Genomic DNA, 16,729 nt, shown 5'->3' with positions numbered 1-16,729 from the left:
CCTAGGCTGCCTCTCCCATAAAGAAGCTGACATGTCCTCCATAGGCACGGGTCATGTTGTCTACCGTCAGTACCTGTTGACGGTTACCGCTGGCAATTAACTCGCGATTGAGCAACAGAAGCTGATCAAACTGCTGAATTGATTCGCCCAAGTCGTGATTAACCACCATCACGGTTTTGCCTTGGTGTGCCAGTTCATGAAAGATGTGGAACAGGATATCTTCAGTTTTTTGATCCACGCCAACAAAGGGTTCATCAAAAAAGAGCAAATCGGCCTCCTGAGCCAACGATCGTGCCAAAAACACCCGCTGTTGCTGCCCACCAGATAACTGCCCAATGGGGCGATCGCGATAGTCTGTCAGACCTACCCGCTCCAATGCGTCAGCCGCTTTACGCCGACTCGTCGCCGAAAACCGATGCAAATAGCCCGCCTTGCGCACCCGCCCCATCAACACCACATCCCAAACGGTAGCCGGAAACGACCAGTCAATTTGCGATCGCTGCGGGACATAGGCAATTCGATCTAGCTGCTGCGTTAGCGGTTGTCCTTGGTAGATAGTGGTGCCAGTGGTAGACGGAATCAACCCTAGCATGGCTCGAATTAAGGTACTTTTTCCGGCTCCGTTGGGGCCAAAGATTCCCACCACGTTGCCGGGCTGAACGGTAAAGCTGACGTTGCGCAACGCCTGTACCGAACGATAGTTGACGCTGAGGTGGCTAGCCATCAAAGTACGAGTGGCAGCCGTTGTGGAATAGTCCATAGAACGTCTAATCGCAGCAGTTGGTTGTTTGAGGGAAGCCAACGGATTCATAGTAACGATGCTCCTTAATGAACCAGATCAACACAAAGCAATAACGCTAACTCAGAAACGACACGTTGCAGCAGTCAAAGGCAGTCCAATGCTCGATAACTCTCGCCGCTGCTCAGGCAAAAAATGAAAGGATTATGAAAGCTATTATGGCAGATTATGAAATGAATATGAAAAGATCGTAAGGTATGCCACCCGCGATCGGTAGTTGCCAAAAGTCAGAGTTGTAGCATCTAAAAGTAAGAGAAATGATGAAGACCTTGCGTGCTCCATTTAAATTTTCGTGTGCCCTAGCTTACCTTCGTTCAGGTTTATGCGTTGTTGCGATCGGTATTATCGGGCTAGGAGTGGGGGGCTGTGATGCTCCTGAGACGGCGTCTGTGAATGAGCAGCCCAATGTTGTGGCTACCAGCACCATCTTGAGCGATTGGGCCGAGCAAATTGGCGGCGAGCAAATTAACTTGACAGGTATCCTTAATCCTGGCGATGACCCACATGTATATGAACCGACGCCTCGCGATAGCCGCACGTTTGAAGAAGCTGATTTAATTTTCTATAACGGCTACAACTTGGAACCTGGGCTAATTCGCTTGATGAATGCGGCTGGAACCAATGCTGTGAAAGTGGCAGTGGGTGAAGTGGTCACTCCTTTGCAACTGGAACAAGAGGGACAGACGGTTCCCGACCCGCATGTGTGGGGCAGTGCCGAGAATGCAATTGTCATGGTAGGAGCGATTCGCGATAGTTTGATTGAGCTTTCCCCGGCTCAGCAAGCCGAATTTGACCAAAACGCCGATCGCCTCATTGCCGAACTCGAACAATTGCATACCTGGATTCAACAGCAGACTGCCACCATTCCCCCCAACCAACGCCAACTGGTGACAACGCATGATGCCTTTCAATACTATGCCCGTGCCTATGGGCTAACCGTGCCAGGAACCCTAATCGGCATCAGCACTGAAGAGCAACCAAGCGCTCAAACCATTCAACAGTTGGTCGATCGCCTGCGCAATTTGCAAGTGCCAGCCATCTTTGCCGAAACCACCATTAACCCTCAGTTGATTTCCACCGTAGCTGAAGAAGCAGGTGTTCAGTTGGCCGAAGAAGAACTATATTCCGATTCCATTGGCGCACCAGGCAGCAATGCGGATAGCTACGTCAAAATGATGGAGACAAATACCCGGACGATCGTGGAAAATCTGGGCGGAACTTACACCCCCTTTGACTCGCCCGAGTCTTAAATCATCAGGGAACCTCTGCGTTGCAGCATAGTCAGGATAGTTTGAGGCATGATGGTTTAAGCAGGGTTGCTTTGATGGGTCTGGCGTCGATTTTGATGCGCCACCTCTGATGTGCTCACCTCATCCCCCCTTCACTATGGCAATAGCAAGCAATTTCTTTAGACTCGCTGTGGTTGGACTATCCCTGTCAACCGCCTGGCTCTCAATTGGATGCCGTCAACTGCCGCCTTCACCGATGCTTCATTCTGCAACCGTGAATGCATCGGTTAACTCCTCTTTGTCTTCCCAATCCTCGTCGTTCCAAGTGAACGCTGAATCTGCTGAATCTGCTGATTTACGCTTGGCTCAAACTCGTAGCGACAGTGCCACTCGCCGTCTGTTAGAGGCTGTGTCTGCTGGAGATCTCTCTAGGGTAGAAGCTGCCCTCAACAGTGGCGCAAATGTGGATGCGGGCGATCGATGGTCTGGCTATCCCCTCACACGTGCGGCTGAACGGGGAGATATTCAAATGGTGCGGCTGTTGGTCGATCGAGGAGCGAATGTAGATGTTGCAACTGGGGAAGGATTGACGGCCTTGGGACGGGCTGTGGAAGCTGGCAATACTGAAATGGTGAGGGTTTTAGTAGAAGCCGGGGCCTCTCCCGATCGCTATCCGACGAATGGGGTTGCTCCCCTCTACAAAGCTGTAGAAGCCGGCAACACCGAAATGGTGCGGCTGCTGCTCGCAGGTGGAGCCTCGCCCAATCTTCGCGGAACTGTCCCGCCCCTCTACAAAGCGGTGGAAGCCGGAAATACCGAAATGGTGCGCTTGTTACTCGCAGGCGGTGCTTCACCTAACCAAGCCAATGCTGGAATGACGCCCCTCTACAAAGCGGTGGAAGCCGGAAATACCGAAATGGTGCGCTTGTTGCTCAACTATGGGGCTTCTGCTCAAACCTCCGTCCAAGGTCGATCGCCTCTATCCTTGGCCCAAGAACGCGGCAACACCGAAATAGTGAGACTGTTGCAACGGGCAGGAGCCAGATTGTAAGCCGTAAGCACCTACTTAATCAATTAATATCACTTGATATCAATAAAATCTATAGACACAAGACACAGTGGATGAAAGTTTCGCGATCAACTCAGTCATGCTAGATCTGCGTTTATTCGGGATTCTTCAGCACTTTAGTAGTTGTGTTCAAGTAGTTGTGTTCACCGTGTTCCTGATCCTTTCCAATCTGGACAAGGTGTGTCATCGCTCCAACCATAGGGATGAAAGCCGCAAATCAATATTGTGCGTGTAATGCGGCTATAGCCGTAGGCCACCCCATGATAATTTTCGCAGCCAGCGCAGGCTTTGGGACGCGCTGAGGCAATTTCGTTGAAGCCCAGTTGCGATCGTAAAATCTGCTGCTTACTCTGGGTTCGGTGCCAATGGGTATAGTGAGCTTTCCGGATCAGGTAATTCGCTCGCTTAAACGGGTCGTGGCTAGCATCCATAGACTTGGGGAATAGGTAGATACTTTCTAGGCTACCCGCCTAAATTAGTTGCAGCACCTAGAAAAAGGAGGAAACTCCCAAAAGAACCGAAAAAATTACCACTCAAACCTCCAGGTCATCGTCGTTTTCAAGTATTTTAAGAATTTCTTTGGAATTTAAACTTTCTTCAACGGTTGACTAGCTCATCTAGGTTAAGGCTTGGTAAATACCAACGCAAACCTGCTACTTTTTACAAAACTTGATGCATAGTTAGAAAGATTACGTAAAGCCTCTAATATTGTTCTTGAAGTTAGCTTAAGATTACGGCTGAGGATCTGGTTGCCCTATCTAGTCTCGTTGTGAAACGTAAGGTTCTAAAGGTTCTATCCGCCTGGCTCGTAGACTTGTACTGAACTCTGGTTCGTGTCCTAAAGTTAGGTTGCTTATAACCATGCACAAGCCCACTCGATCATCTCAGAGAATCAGAGTGATAAAGGTAGCAAAACGATATCCGTGGTTGTTGGGGCTGTTTACGATCGGGCCACTACTCAGCGCCGCTGCATTTGCAATCGGCAATCGCACCATTGACATAGTAGATATTGACATAGTAAATGCGGTCCCGGATGTAGCCATTCCATTAAAGGCAAATGCGGTGGAAGCAAGCCGCAAAACCAGTCTTGAAGCGTCTGCTGAATCGGCGACTGAAGAATCATTGCCATTCTTAGAGCTTCTGCCAGAAACCAGCGCTCCTGCCATTCGTGATCCGTTGCTTTCCAGTGTCTTGTTGCCGCTCCCTCCCCTGCTTCTCCCTGATTTACTGCTGCCGCCCTATAATTTTCCTTCATTCAATAGCCAGCGGCTCGATGAAGAACTGCAAATTTACGCTCGCTATCTTAGAATCTACGGCCCACCAGATGTCTTGATTGTAGGAAGTTCTCGATCGCTGCAAGGAATTGATCCGAGTGTGCTTCAGCAAAGCTTAGCTGCTCAAGGCTATGACAATGTAAGAGTGTTTAATTTTGGTGTTAATGGCGCTACTGCCCAAGTAGTGGATGTGGTGGTGCGTGAGATTTTGACGCCGGAGCAGTTGCCAAAACTTATCATTTGGGGAGATGGGCTGCGAGCCTTTAATGACGGACGAGTTGACCTGACCTACCGCGAAATCGTAGCGTCTCCAGGCTATCAACGCTTGCAAACTGGACACCGCCCTATTCCCGATCGAGCCTTCTATGACGAGTCACCGATTTTGACGGCTTCCATTAATTCAGCAATTGCCGATTCCCTGTTGGCAGGATCGACTCAAGAAATCTCATCTGTGCTGAATATGTATGGATTTCAGGCAATTGTTGAGCAATTTGATCCAGCTACTTACTATCAACAGTTTCCCAAAGTGCCAGGTACGTTTGACGGGGATTATGTGCCCTTTGGTTTAGGAGGGGAACAAACGCAAGCGACGATCGCTGTAGCGCGATCTGCCCAAGCCCTCAACATTCCGTTAGTGATTGTCAATTTGCCGCTCACTGCCGCTTATATGGACGCCCCTCGAAGACAGTATGAGCAGCGCTTTCGACAACATATGCAACAGCTAGCTCAGCAGGAGCAATTTCAATTCGTCGATTTAGTGCAGCATCCAACCCTAATTCAAAACCAATACTTTGCTGACCCCAGTCACATTAATCAAGCAGGGGCGGCGGCTGTCGCTGAGCATCTTGCCACAGAGCCAACTATCCCCTGGCATATCCTAAGGTAGGGATAAACAATAGTTCGGACACTTGTATCCCAAACCGCCCTCCTGCATACCCCAGCCCCTGCTCCCCAACAGGGCGACGGGAAGCCAGATCAACATCCCTCTCTCAACTTGGGAGAGGGATTGAGAGTAAGGGCTAAAGGGAGACAGCGGTTCCACACAAACTGTCCGAAGAATTGAATACAGAAAAAAGTGGTTTAGCCTCTAGTTCTTTCTACACCATACCGCCAGCCGCTTGAAAACGGGCCCGGGCCCGGCGCATTGCCTTTTCTGCTTGAATTTGCTCTTGACGATTGCCACTAGAGCGGGCCTGATTCAGACGGGTTTCTGCCTCCGAGTAAGCCGTACGAGCCGCCTCGCGATCGATGCCTTCTCCGCGTTCAGCCCCGTTCACCAAAATGATCACTTCGTCATTTTCAACCTCGGCAAATCCACCCATGAGGGCGATCGCTTGCCAATCTTTGCTAGCCCGAACTCGCATAACGCCAATATCTAGCGCAGTTAAGAGCGGAGCGTGCCCTGACAAAATACCGAGTTGTCCAGTGGTGCTAGGGAGAATCACTTCCTCGGCCGCAGAATCCCAAACGGTTTTGTCTGGCGAAATAACACGTACAGTTAGTGGCATAGTTTATTCTTCAGTATCAATTAGGGGTTCAGGGTTCGGGGTTGGGAGTTCGGGGTTGGGGATCAGAGTCAGCGTTGTTTGTTCATCTTTCCCACTGACCAATCTTGCCAATCCCTAATCCCCGATGTCCAGTCCCCACTCTCTTACTTGGCTTCTGCTTTGAGCTTCTCACCCTTAGCAATGGCTTCATCGATCGTGCCCACCATGTAGAAGGCTTGCTCGGGCAGTTCATCCAATTCACCCGACAGAATCATTTTGAAGCCCTTGATTGTATCTTCTAGCTTCACGTACTTACCAGGAGAACCAGTGAATACCTCTGCGACAAAGAACGGCTGAGACAAAAACTTCTCAATCTTACGAGCACGTGCCACCGTTAGACGGTCTTCTTCAGACAATTCATCTAGACCCAGAATAGCAATAATGTCCTGAAGCTCTTTGTAGCGCTGAAGCGTAGACTGAACCGATCGAGCCGTATCGTAGTGATCATCCCCCACAATACTGGCTTGCAGCATGGTGGAAGCCGAATCCAGTGGATCTACGGCTGGATAAATGCCCTTCGCCGCCAAGCCTCGTGCTAGTACGGTGGTTCCGTCTAGGTGCGCAAACGTGGTAGCTGGAGCCGGGTCAGTCAAGTCGTCCGCAGGCACATAGACCGCTTGGATCGACGTGATCGATCCCTCTTTGGTAGAAGTGATTCGCTCTTGTAGATCGCCTACATCAGTACCCAGGGTAGGCTGATAGCCTACAGCAGAAGGCATCCGTCCCAGCAGCGCTGATACCTCGGAACCCGCTTGCACAAACCGGAAGATGTTGTCAATGAACAGCAACACGTCCTGCTTGTTAACATCGCGGAAATACTCTGCCATCGTCAGGGCTGACAAACCCACTCGCATTCTGGCTCCGGGCGGCTCGTTCATCTGACCGTACACTAGGGCAATTTTTGAGTTAGAGGGCGTATCTTTATCAATTACGCCAGACTCAATCATTTCGTTGTAAAGGTCATTTCCTTCCCGGGTGCGTTCGCCTACACCACCAAACACCGACACACCACCGTGTTGCGTTGCAATGTTGTTAATTAGCTCCATCATGATGACGGTTTTGCCGACTCCAGCACCACCGAATAGGCCAATCTTGCCGCCGCGACGATAGGGAGTTAGCAGGTCAATCACCTTGATGCCGGTTTCAAATACCGAGGGCTTTACTTCTAGATCTGTCAACTTAGGGGCTGGACGGTGGATTGGCAGCGTCTCGTCCATGCTGACGGGACCTTTGTTATCTACGGGTTCACCTAGAACGTTGAAAATACGACCGAGGGTAGCGGTGCCCACAGGAACGCTGATAGGAGCGCCAGTATCGGCAGCTTCCATGCCTCGCACGAGTCCGTCTGTGGAACTCATGGCAACGGAGCGAACTTGGTCATCGCCTAGAAGCTGCTGCACTTCGCAGGTGACAGCCACTTCTTGTCCGGCGGGGTTTGTACCCCGAATACGGAGAGCGTTGTAGATACGTGGCATTTTTCCTGAGGGGAACTTCACGTCTACAACGGGACCAATAACCTGAGTAATAAAACCGACGTTGGTTGTTTCTGCTGTAGTGACCATGCTTGCGCCTATCGTGTGATCAGCTTTTTTAACGACTCAAAAACAGCCTAAATATTTGTAAACTGCCATCCATCAGCTTATCACTGAAGATGTCGCTTAAGAAATGTTGAGGAAATATCTCTGGGGAGAGTCGGGCGTTGGGAATGGGGAAGCGGCAGTCGGAAATGGATATGGGAGGAGATAAGGTTTGGGAGGAGGCGATCGAGTTCTGTGGTTGAGGCGTCAAGTTCTGTCATTCTGCATTTGGCTCTCACAGCAATGCTGCAAGATCTAATGCTGCAAGATCTAATGGTGCGAGATAAATACTCACATCAGCCGACCTATCCCACCTTTACTATGGGGATGCAATTTGCAACGACATGATCGGCGGTTGAATGGCCATCGATCGGGCCATGAAGAGAATATTCTGCCGCTCCGTTGCCAGAAACCGCACCGTGTAAATTGTGCCGTCTTGCTCCCACATTACCGAGGAAAAATCCGATAGGGGTTGAAGGTTGGGGCCTTCCTGCAAATAACCGCGCACATCCTTAGCTAGGGTGATTGGCAAGTGCATGGCTTGATGACGTGCTAACTCTCGCTGAGCCGTCGCCGAGGTAGCTGCTTCCGCTGCCAACGTTCCTACTAAACAGGGAAACGGTCCGCTTTCACACGTGAACAAGCCGATCGTTAAGCGGGGTGGTGACTGGCTAGAAAAAATTTTGACAATCAGATCGCGGGGATGCAAATCGCCGGAACCGCTCAGCAAAATCTCTCTGGGCAAGCGCATCACCTGGTGCGGAGGCATTTTCTCTTGGATGTGCTGAAGATGTGGCAAAAACACCTCAGCTGGCTGAGCAAAGGCTTCTAGCGATCGACTCGCTATTGCCATTGATAGACTAATTCCCACAACCCCCCAAAACCGATCGATGCGCACCACAATAGATTATCCTTTTTATCCTGTGTCTCTAATTTCTAGCTGAAACGCTATCTGAAACCTTATTAGAGCATTAGAGCGAAGATTTGGGCAAATTGCGTCAACCAATCTGCGTTAAACAAGCACAGTGAAAGAAAGCAGCCAAATGTCGCTGACTGTTTTATGGTGTGAGTAGAAATCAGGACATGGAAATGAGTACACATTAGGATTGATGGAAGATTGATGGGTCGTATTCCTACCCTCAAGTTCGATCGCGGCACGTTAATTTTGCATCCGCCGCCGCGTGGTAAAACCTGGATTGACTATGCCACCTGGGACGATCGGGTAGAAAGATTTCGCGTGCCCGCCATTCAGTATCCCGATTTAATTGCTGCGCTGCAAGCAGAGTCTACTGCCTTTAAAGATGAAGCACAGGATTTTCCCACCGTGCTGCTGGACTCGAAGGTCGATCGCCAACCCTACCCGCATCAGCAAGAAGCCTTAGATGCCTGGAATCAGTCAAACCGTCGTGGTGTGGTGGTGTTGCCTACGGCATCGGGAAAAACCTATCTAGCGCAACTGGCTATGCAAGCTGTTTCGTGCAGTACCTTGATTACGGTGCCCACGCTAGATTTGATGCACCAGTGGTATGCGCAACTCCTTTCTGCTTTTCCTGAAGCAGAAATTGGGCTGTTGGGTGGCGGTTCTCGCGATCGCACCTCAATTTTAGTAGCCACCTATGACAGCGCGGCCATTCACGCCGAGTCTTTGGGCAATCGCTATGCTTTCTTGATTTGTGACGAATGTCATCATTTACCAACCGATTTCAATCGCGTCATTGCCGAATATGCCATTGCGCCCTATCGCCTGGGTTTGACCGCCACCCCTGACCGCTCGGACGGCAAACATGCTGATCTAGATAGGCTATTGGGTCGAGTGGTGTATCATCGCACCGCCGAAGAACTAGCGGGTAAAGCCCTAGCTCATCACGAAATTGTGCAGATCAAAGTGCCGCTTTCGCAGCCGGAGCGCGATCGCTACAATACACTGATTGCGACTCGGGATGAGTTTTTGCAAAAAAACAATATTTGGCTGGGCAGCCTTCAGGGTTGGCAACGGTTTGTGCAGGCCAGTGCCCAATCGCAAGCCGGACGCCGCGCCATGTTGGCCCATCGAGAAGCCCGATCGATCGCCCTTGGCACAGAAGGCAAGCTGCGCATCTTGTCTGACCTGTTGGCGGAACATTATCCAGAACAAACTCTAATCTTTACTAACGATAACGCCACGGTCTATCGCATTTCTCAGGAATTTCTGATCCCGGCAATTACTCATCAAACCCCGGTCAAAGAACGCCACGAAATTCTGCAACACTTTCGAGACGGCACGTACAAAACCCTGGTTGCCTCCCATGTACTCAACGAAGGTGTAGATGTACCGGAGGCTAGTGTGGCCATCTTATTGTCGGGAACGGGATCAGCGCGGGAATACATTCAGCGGTTGGGACGTGTATTGCGCAAGGGCAAATCCCAGAAATTTGCGCGTTTGTATGAAGTCGTTGCCGAAGAAACCACCGAGGAAGGGGTTTCCCGTCGCCGCCGCCAGTCCCCCTCATCAGCGCTCTCTGGACAACTGGAACTGGTGCCATCGCCCTACGATCGGCCCAGTCGCAACACGCAACGCGCGGCTGAAGCGGCCCCTACTTGGGGTAAACCACTGTCTGAGGATGACCTGTGAATGACAGAGCTTGCGACAAATCGGTAAAAATTCGCATGACATTGCCCTGAACATTGCCTAGACTGCGGGATACTTTCTGCACTCTATTCCCTTGTCATGCCTCTTCCTCCGCACACTTCCCTAGCAGGCGCGATCGGCCATGTTTTCGTGATTGCCTATCAAGAATCCACCGAGCGGCTAGAAGCAGCACTGCGGCAAACTGGACTGCCCTGTGAGGTTTTGCGGCAGGAACTTCAATCCACTGGTGAAGACATGTCTCCCAGTTACCGCTGTTTGCTGAATCACAGCCGAGCGTGGCAACGGGCCAGTCGAGCGACTAAGCCCACATTGATTGTAGAAGCAGACTTTGTACCCGTGCAGCATCTGGGACAATTGCCGCTACCTTTCACTACACAACAGCCTAATATGGGCATCGCGTGGCTCTATCTTTGTGCACCACAACTCTACAGCATCTCCAGCGAAGGCTATGCGGAAGGATTTTCCACCTCGATGGTGGCCTACATCATCACACCGCAAAGCGCCGCCTGCTTATTGGAATTAGTGGCAGACATTGAGCGCAAATTCGGGCAATCCTACTCCACTTGGGATTCCACCCTCGATCGATTTCTGCGCGATCGGGGCTTCAAAAACTACATTCCCTTTCGCAACTACGGCGAACATGGCGGGCGGCCCAATCCAGAACATCGTCAACATGGACTGAGCACGGCGCATCGGGCTGATGTGCTGTATGGCAAATTAGCGTTCATGCCGCTTTATGCCATAGAAGGCAACAACACCTCCTACACTACGTATTTTATTTCCCGTTTCCAAGCCCGCCTGCACGGATTGGGGCGACTACTCAGCGGCAGATTTCTGCGATTGAAACTATTGCGCCATTCTAAAGCGCCCCTCCGCTTGCTGAGCTTTACAATTCGTAGACAGCTATCGGCTCAACTTTAGTGATCAAACTGCCCGATCGATCGCTGCAAGTGCTAGAAAGATGAAACAAGACCCGGATCTAGATATTTAAACTCTAGAACTCTAACCTTGGTTGACTGGCAAAACGCAATTGCCCTCATCCCAAACCCCTCTCCCAGAACGAGAGAGAGGTTTGAGAACCCGACTTCCACTCCAACTCCCCTGCTCACGTGGGAGCAGGGAGTGGGGGATGAAGGAGCAAAGAGTGACCAGTCAATCAGCCTCTGACCTGTTTTGTCTCCTGGCAATTTGACTCTAATGGCCCACTTCTTTCAATTTGAATCTGACTTTGTTGATTCTTTGCGCTGTATTCCCATGCAGGTGCGATTCAACCTGGATACATGCGGCGTTAAGCTGAAACTGCATCACTGGAACCACTTCACCGCTGCGGAACGGCAAGCACTTGCAACGGCTCCTTGCAACACCCAATCCGAGATTGAGACGTATCGATCGCAGCTACATCAGTTAGTTCAAGCACACACGGGTGAAACCCCGTCTGATTTGTCAATCGAGGCTCATCCAGCTTGGCTTGATGCTACAACCGTTCCAGAGAGTGTACAAACTCAAGCTCAGAGATATGAAACAGTCATTACACCGGAACAATGGGCTGCACTGACACCGCTTCAACGGTTTGCCCTGATCAAGTTGAGTCGATCGCAGCACGAAAATAAAAACTTTGTTCCCGCCCTGAAGGAATTTCAGTTGATGGAATAACCAGCTATGCAAGCGATCGGGTTTTCCTTAATTCAGATATCTAGATCGGTTCTTTCTTATCCGCTCTACAATCAAACAAAACTGACTCGACGCTGGTTTCAATCTTTTATCTCTAGCAGGGAAGTTCATTGGCCATGAGTTCATTGGATTTAGTGATTGTGACTTTGTTTCTGCTCACGGTGGTTTACATTGTGAACCGGGCGATCGCATCGCTTGACAAGCAAACTAAAGTTGACTTTGTCAGCAAGCTAGATACCAGTAATCCTAGAATTAAAGCTCCTGATCCTCAGATCATTGACCCTGCTTCTAAGGACTTTAAACCGAGAGAAGAGCCGTTTGATCAACAACTCGAGCGCATGACGTTTGGCGATCGATCGCTTAAAGATATCTTGGGTATTTCTTTCAAATTTAAAAAGCGATACAAGTATGACCTTGACGATCATGACAAAGATGAACAGCCCCGGTTCTTGATCATGAACGTGGAAAACAAATCGAAAGACATTGATATTTACATTAACTGGGATAGTTGTAGCCTAACTGACTATGACAACACGGCTCGACGAGTCGTTCGCCTCACAACTGACAAAGATCCGATTTTAGCCGACTCGCAACCACCCAAATTTCAACCCCCTAGTCTTGTGGCTCCAGGCGACAAGCTCACCGCTACCTTTACCGCTGAAGATACTCTGAAACCCAATACTGAAAAACAAATTATGGAACCCAAGGTTCCAATTTTGGATTTCAAAGCGATTAAAGCTAAGTCTAAGAATAAGGACGTGCCGAAAGCTGTGCGAGAAGAGCTTGAAAAACGGTTAACGTCCTTCGACGATCGCAAACGCACCTTTGATTTTTTTCTGCGGCTATCCTTAAAACTTGTCACATTAAATACATTGGAAACGGGAGCAGATACCAGCGATCGTCCCTATTACCTCTGGTGTAAATTCACCGTCCTGAAGATGCCTTGGTATGACCAACTGCCCTGGAATCCGAAGAAATGAGCGATCGGAGGTTAGGAGGTAGGATGATATCCATGCTTTGTCAGGCTGTATCGTATTCATCCCACCGCCTGTGGCTTCTTCCCTTAGCAAGGGGAGATAGAGAATATAGTATTAGCCTCGTTTCATTCACCCATTTCCCCTTTCTCATCCTGGCGATGAGGGCAACTCCTACTTGAATTCAGCAATGCTCTCATCCTTTCCCCCTCCTCGCCTTGTAGACTGGGAATAAGGGAAGAGGAGGCGCAGGCGGTTGCGGGCATTTTGCCTGAGGAAAGTCCGGGCTTCCGAAAGACCGAACCTGCTGGGTAACGCCCAGTGCGCGCGAGCGTGAGGAGAGTGCCACAGAAACATACCGCCAATGGAAAGGACAGCTTGAGCCTTTCACAGGTAAGGGTGCAAAGGTGCGGTAAGAGCGCACCAGCAACATCGAGAGGTGTTGGCTCGGTAAACCCCGGTTGGAAGCAAGGTCGAAGGAGCAAAGGTTGGTCTTTTTCCGGCTCCGGGTAGGAGTGAGTTTCACTTCTGCGTATTCCGCATGAGGTGTCTGGTGACAGGCATCCCAGATAGATAACCGCCCTCTGGATGAGCGATCGTCTAGGGAACAGAACCCGGCTTATGTCCGCCTCTTCCCTTTTTACGCTTCGTCAATCTTTAACAGACGGTAACAAATATGACTTGATTCGGCGATCGGCTTCTGCTAGGGTGGGTGACTATGGTTATTCATCTGTTAGAGGAAGAGTAACCGGGCTACCTAGAGATCCCCTTCTCTAGCGCTAGCTAGGTGTCCGCCGACCAAGCAAAACACCTGAGCTAGCTAACCTCAGACTATGTCCACTAGTCTAAAGGCTAGGGTGCATTATAGCGCCCCTGCTTTCAGCTTGTGCGGCCTGGTGCTGTCTGAGTCTGCTGAGAGCGAGTCTCTAGGGTTTCTTACCCTAGACCTAAAGGAGTTTAAGCATGGCTGATGAGTTTATGACCCCGCCGACCGACTGCGATCGCCCCGTGGCGTCGTCTCGGCGATCGGTGAAAATGCTGCTGATTGGACCACCCGAAGAGGTGGAGCACACGATCGCCCATCTGTATCACTGTGGGTTTTGCCGGGTGGAGCACTGGTCGCGGGCCTTGCCCTATGCCCAGATTCAGCAAGCTACCATTCGAGAACCGGGAGAGATTATGCGCATCTATAAGCGCTATGTCGATCGGTAGGAGATAAGCGGAAGATGGTGATGGGTGATGGGGGATAGGTGATGGGTACTAACTACTGTCACGATGACCCATGACCCATGACCCGTCTCTACCCTCAGTGATCGATCGGGGGTTTTCTGGTAAGAGGGCGAAAGGATCTCAAGCGGAAGTTTGCTGTCCACAGTTTGAGCAGAAGGCATTGGAAAGCTCAAGCTTGAATCCACAATGGCGGCAAAAATTAGCGGGTGGAGGTGGTTTGATTTTGGTTTTACGCTCTAATACTGCTTGATATCCTCCAGAGTCTATCCATTTTAGAAGTTCGTTTGCCCGTGAAACAATAAAGGCTTGATTCCTAGACATTAAACTAAATATTTTTAGCAGCTTGGCGTAAGAAGTATCCCCAAACCCTTCATATTCTCTTGCCTGAGTAACAAAATCATCAATATCAAAAGAATCAAAATACTTCCTAGGTAGTCCTGCAATTTTTGCCATTGATCTCATTGCAGTAGTTAAATCTTGGCAGGCTAATAACCCTGCCCGATCGGCAGTAAATTCTGACCATCTATACCATTGTGTTAGTGCGACATTTAATCCATCTATTACGGGCCTTGTTAAATTGACTCCAAGCGTCAAACCTGCCATTACTCCACTAACAGATGGAAGCAAACCAGCAATGTTGCTGTAGAGTACATGCCTGCTCTTGATGCGACCTATTTCACAGCCAAGTATAAATGCTAATTCTGAACTTGAAAAACTTTCGATACATTCAGCACTAATTGCAATTAGAGGACGATCGACTCCTATAGTAATCCCTTGAAGATTATTAGCTACAGGTTGTACCTCAGACGTGTAATTATCATGTCGAACGTAAAGTTCAGGTGTAGTCTTCAAGTTCAAAGTTTCACAAACGTTTTCTAAGATTTCGTAGATATCAGGAAGGCTGCTAGAAGTTACTTTAAGGTTACTACCAACAAAATGGAGTTGTAAGAACCGTTCAGCACCAAGCTCATAGAACTTATTGACCCAAAAGTCTAAGCCTGGTGTTTTCTCCAACATATTGAGACCTTTCTGATCTAAAGGATGCTCATATTCTAGAGGGTTAAGTCCTTCTATTTTCATTATTTCCATAATCTTTGATTACCTTTAGCAACTTGATAGGCATCAATAACTGACCAAAAGAGCATGGGAAAAGAACTTAATCCTGCGGTGGGAACAAATAAAACGACTGCAATTATAAACATAACTATTCCTTTCAAAAAATCGCCATTGTAGACTTGACCAAGCCCTATAATTAGGAAGGATAAAATTGCAGCAAGGGTTGGGTTTTTACCTTGAGCGTATCTTTTATTTGACGATGGAGATTGACGAATTCCATCATCAATAGGTGCAGCGATTTTTAAGGATTCACCGCAGTTGATGCAGAACTTTGAACCTTTTTGATTTTCAGTCTGACAGTTTGAACACTTCACAAAGACGCTCTCCTTGTTACATAAAAGACATTAAAGATTTAAGCCCGACACTTTGGCTGAACTACCATTAGCAGGAAAAAAGATACGAACATGCCCCTTAAATCCTCCTAATTGCTCCTTACGAGCAATTACATACTTTTCTTCCCTACCCTCTTCTTTATCACCTCTTAAACCAAGCCTTGTTCTGCTCGTAATTTCACTTCTAGTCACTTCAGCAGGTTGCTTATACAAATTTAATCTTGTAGCTGCTACATCGAAGCAATTTTTACGGAAAGCTGGATCAATCTGACCATTCTGAAATAGAGATTGATGAGCGATTTCTTCAAACTTTCGAATACCTATCTCACGGTTAGGACTAGACAACGCATCAAATAGCTTACTGAGTATATTGAGAATGATTGCATCCTTGTTAGGTGATTTCTGTACTTCCAAGATTGTTTGAGTTGAGTGCTCTGAAACGTGTTCAGAAGGAACAGTGTTAACACCTAAATTTTTTTCTACTCGATCTTGATGTAGTTCACGACTTGCTTCATCATTCGCTTCATCGGTTCTTAAAACTCTATTGCCAATGTATATTTGAAGTAGCTTTCCTTTTTTATAAAGAACAGGGGTTAATTCTTCTGGTAATCCTTCTAATTGAATGGCATTACAACCAAGTTCATATGCAAATTCAATTGACTCGCCACTTCCTAAAGCAGAATAGAAGCCTACTGAAAACTCAATAGCAGCTTTATCACCAATTCTTTGACTCATGCCAATAACATATTCAATATGTCGAGCAATTGCCTCAGCTTGAAACTTTGAATAGCAGGCATTTAAGACAACACATTCGACGCGATTAAACAATCTAAACAAATTTGCTAATGCTGACGAGTTAACCAACTTTCCTTGTCCTGCGGCATCCTCAAAGACCAATCCTTCTTGTGCAGCACCATGTCCACTGAAATGCACAATCTGTGGTTTGAAATCCAGCATCGCTTGCTGAATATCTCGCGATCGAGTCGCTCCAGTAGAATTGATGGGTGTTTTTCCATATCCTGCGAGGCGTAACCGTTCTCTAATCTCTCGCTCCTCCTCTTGCAATCGCAAACTTCTAGTTTCTCTAGGATTTGCAGCAAGTAACAAAATTGATTTTGGAGTAATAATATCTTTCATGAGGCCCTATCAAAAGTTGCTTCAAGATGGATTGAAAGCTGAGAAAAGATGAAATAAACGGCTCCTACTGTAGAGGCTAAGTCATTTTGTGTTATGAAGTATTAATAAATATTTCGACAACTCTTGCTTGAGAAGTTTCCGTAGC

General features: G+C 48.6%; 16 protein-coding genes and 1 other RNA gene. 9 read left to right on the top strand and 8 right to left on the bottom strand.

What is annotated here, in order from left to right:
• Nucleotide 1: 1 nt before the first annotated feature.
• Nucleotides 2-760: a metal ABC transporter ATP-binding protein gene (locus OXH18_RS20835; RefSeq protein WP_268609384.1), complete on the bottom strand. Its 759-nt coding sequence runs from the start codon at nt 758-760 to the stop codon at nt 2-4.
• A gap of 296 nt (nt 761-1,056) precedes the next feature.
• Between OXH18_RS20835 and OXH18_RS20830 the strand changes: the two genes are divergently transcribed.
• Both OXH18_RS20830 and OXH18_RS20825 read left to right on the top strand, forming a co-directional pair.
• Nucleotides 1,057-2,049 (top strand): metal ABC transporter substrate-binding protein, encoded by a 993-nt coding sequence (locus OXH18_RS20830; RefSeq protein WP_268609383.1) that lies wholly within the window; start codon nt 1,057-1,059, stop codon nt 2,047-2,049.
• Between the two features lie 136 nt (nt 2,050-2,185).
• Nucleotides 2,186-3,079, top strand: a complete 894-nt coding sequence (locus tag OXH18_RS20825) for an ankyrin repeat domain-containing protein (RefSeq protein WP_268609382.1) — start codon at nt 2,186-2,188, stop codon at nt 3,077-3,079.
• A 161-nt stretch (nt 3,080-3,240) separates the two neighbouring features.
• Here OXH18_RS20825 and OXH18_RS20820 read toward each other — a convergent pair whose 3' ends face one another.
• On the bottom strand, nt 3,241-3,528 hold the full coding sequence (locus tag OXH18_RS20820; RefSeq protein ID WP_268609381.1) for a hypothetical protein: 288 nt from the start codon (nt 3,526-3,528) through the stop codon (nt 3,241-3,243).
• Between the two features lie 466 nt (nt 3,529-3,994).
• Between OXH18_RS20820 and OXH18_RS20815 the strand changes: the two genes are divergently transcribed.
• Nucleotides 3,995-5,257: a hypothetical protein gene (locus OXH18_RS20815; protein WP_268609380.1), complete on the top strand. Its 1,263-nt coding sequence runs from the start codon at nt 3,995-3,997 to the stop codon at nt 5,255-5,257.
• A gap of 211 nt (nt 5,258-5,468) precedes the next feature.
• Here the strand turns inward: OXH18_RS20815 and atpC are convergent, their stop codons facing one another.
• From atpC to OXH18_RS20800, 3 genes are all read right to left on the bottom strand, one after another.
• The gene (gene atpC, locus OXH18_RS20810; protein WP_268609379.1) at nt 5,469-5,879 is read right to left on the bottom strand and encodes an ATP synthase F1 subunit epsilon; all 411 of its coding nucleotides are present in this window, start codon (nt 5,877-5,879) and stop codon (nt 5,469-5,471) included.
• Between the two features lie 143 nt (nt 5,880-6,022).
• On the bottom strand, nt 6,023-7,480 hold the full coding sequence (gene atpD, locus OXH18_RS20805) for a F0F1 ATP synthase subunit beta (RefSeq protein WP_268609378.1): 1,458 nt from the start codon (nt 7,478-7,480) through the stop codon (nt 6,023-6,025).
• Nucleotides 7,481-7,814: 334 nt separating this feature from the next.
• Entirely contained in the window at nt 7,815-8,396 is a 582-nt protein-coding gene (locus tag OXH18_RS20800) for a hypothetical protein (protein ID WP_268609377.1), read from the bottom strand.
• A 219-nt stretch (nt 8,397-8,615) separates the two neighbouring features.
• Between OXH18_RS20800 and OXH18_RS20795 the strand changes: the two genes are divergently transcribed.
• The 6 genes from OXH18_RS20795 to OXH18_RS20770 all read left to right on the top strand — a co-directional run bounded on the left by OXH18_RS20795 (nt 8,616) and on the right by OXH18_RS20770 (nt 13,981).
• Nucleotides 8,616-10,106 carry a DEAD/DEAH box helicase family protein gene (locus tag OXH18_RS20795; protein ID WP_268609376.1) on the top strand — a complete coding sequence of 497 codons (1,491 nt, stop codon included), beginning with the start codon at nt 8,616-8,618 and terminating at the stop codon, nt 10,104-10,106.
• 96 nt (nt 10,107-10,202) lie between these two features.
• On the top strand, nt 10,203-11,045 hold the full coding sequence (locus OXH18_RS20790) for an LPS biosynthesis glycosyltransferase (RefSeq protein ID WP_268609375.1): 843 nt from the start codon (nt 10,203-10,205) through the stop codon (nt 11,043-11,045).
• Between the two features lie 276 nt (nt 11,046-11,321).
• Nucleotides 11,322-11,777 (top strand): nitrate reductase associated protein, encoded by a 456-nt coding sequence (locus OXH18_RS20785; RefSeq protein ID WP_268609374.1) that lies wholly within the window; start codon nt 11,322-11,324, stop codon nt 11,775-11,777.
• Nucleotides 11,778-11,911: 134 nt separating this feature from the next.
• Nucleotides 11,912-12,775 (top strand): hypothetical protein, encoded by an 864-nt coding sequence (locus tag OXH18_RS20780; RefSeq protein ID WP_268609373.1) that lies wholly within the window; start codon nt 11,912-11,914, stop codon nt 12,773-12,775.
• Between the two features lie 234 nt (nt 12,776-13,009).
• An RNA gene (gene rnpB / locus OXH18_RS20775) (RNase P RNA component class A) lies at nt 13,010-13,408 on the top strand.
• A gap of 324 nt (nt 13,409-13,732) precedes the next feature.
• The gene (locus tag OXH18_RS20770; protein WP_268609372.1) at nt 13,733-13,981 is read left to right on the top strand and encodes a hypothetical protein; all 249 of its coding nucleotides are present in this window, start codon (nt 13,733-13,735) and stop codon (nt 13,979-13,981) included.
• 138 nt (nt 13,982-14,119) lie between these two features.
• Here the strand turns inward: OXH18_RS20770 and OXH18_RS20765 are convergent, their stop codons facing one another.
• Genes OXH18_RS20765 through OXH18_RS20755 form a run of 3 tightly spaced genes read right to left on the bottom strand, consistent with a single transcriptional unit; the run spans nt 14,120 to nt 16,584 of the window.
• Nucleotides 14,120-15,088, bottom strand: a complete 969-nt coding sequence (locus OXH18_RS20765) for a M48 family metallopeptidase (protein WP_268609371.1) — start codon at nt 15,086-15,088, stop codon at nt 14,120-14,122.
• Entirely contained in the window at nt 15,079-15,429 is a 351-nt protein-coding gene (locus OXH18_RS20760) for a zinc ribbon domain-containing protein (protein WP_268609370.1), read from the bottom strand. Before OXH18_RS20760 ends, OXH18_RS20765 begins: the two co-directional genes overlap by 10 nt.
• Before the next feature lie 30 nt (nt 15,430-15,459).
• Nucleotides 15,460-16,584: a CHAT domain-containing protein gene (locus OXH18_RS20755; RefSeq protein ID WP_268609369.1), complete on the bottom strand. Its 1,125-nt coding sequence runs from the start codon at nt 16,582-16,584 to the stop codon at nt 15,460-15,462.
• Nucleotides 16,585-16,729 lie beyond the last annotated feature (145 nt).

It is taken from the genome of Thermocoleostomius sinensis A174, from assembly GCF_026802175.1.
Classification (GTDB): domain Bacteria; phylum Cyanobacteriota; class Cyanobacteriia; order Elainellales; family Elainellaceae; genus Thermocoleostomius; species Thermocoleostomius sinensis.
Note: the sequence above shows the minus strand (reverse complement) of the source record. Positions and strands in the feature narration are given on the sequence as shown.

Coding starts and splice junctions, on each gene's coding strand:
- OXH18_RS20835 (WP_268609384.1), bottom strand. CDS start 760: ATGGACTATTCCACAACGGCTGCCACTCGTACTTTGATGGCTAGCCAC.
- OXH18_RS20830 (WP_268609383.1), top strand. CDS start 1,057: ATGATGAAGACCTTGCGTGCTCCATTTAAATTTTCGTGTGCCCTAGCT.
- OXH18_RS20825 (WP_268609382.1), top strand. CDS start 2,186: ATGGCAATAGCAAGCAATTTCTTTAGACTCGCTGTGGTTGGACTATCC.
- OXH18_RS20820 (WP_268609381.1), bottom strand. CDS start 3,528: ATGGATGCTAGCCACGACCCGTTTAAGCGAGCGAATTACCTGATCCGG.
- atpC (WP_268609379.1), bottom strand. CDS start 5,879: ATGCCACTAACTGTACGTGTTATTTCGCCAGACAAAACCGTTTGGGAT.
- atpD (WP_268609378.1), bottom strand. CDS start 7,480: ATGGTCACTACAGCAGAAACAACCAACGTCGGTTTTATTACTCAGGTT.
- OXH18_RS20795 (WP_268609376.1), top strand. CDS start 8,616: ATGGGTCGTATTCCTACCCTCAAGTTCGATCGCGGCACGTTAATTTTG.
- OXH18_RS20790 (WP_268609375.1), top strand. CDS start 10,203: ATGCCTCTTCCTCCGCACACTTCCCTAGCAGGCGCGATCGGCCATGTT.
- OXH18_RS20785 (WP_268609374.1), top strand. CDS start 11,322: ATGGCCCACTTCTTTCAATTTGAATCTGACTTTGTTGATTCTTTGCGC.
- OXH18_RS20780 (WP_268609373.1), top strand. CDS start 11,912: ATGAGTTCATTGGATTTAGTGATTGTGACTTTGTTTCTGCTCACGGTG.
- OXH18_RS20770 (WP_268609372.1), top strand. CDS start 13,733: ATGGCTGATGAGTTTATGACCCCGCCGACCGACTGCGATCGCCCCGTG.
- OXH18_RS20765 (WP_268609371.1), bottom strand. CDS start 15,088: ATGGAAATAATGAAAATAGAAGGACTTAACCCTCTAGAATATGAGCAT.
- OXH18_RS20755 (WP_268609369.1), bottom strand. CDS start 16,584: ATGAAAGATATTATTACTCCAAAATCAATTTTGTTACTTGCTGCAAAT.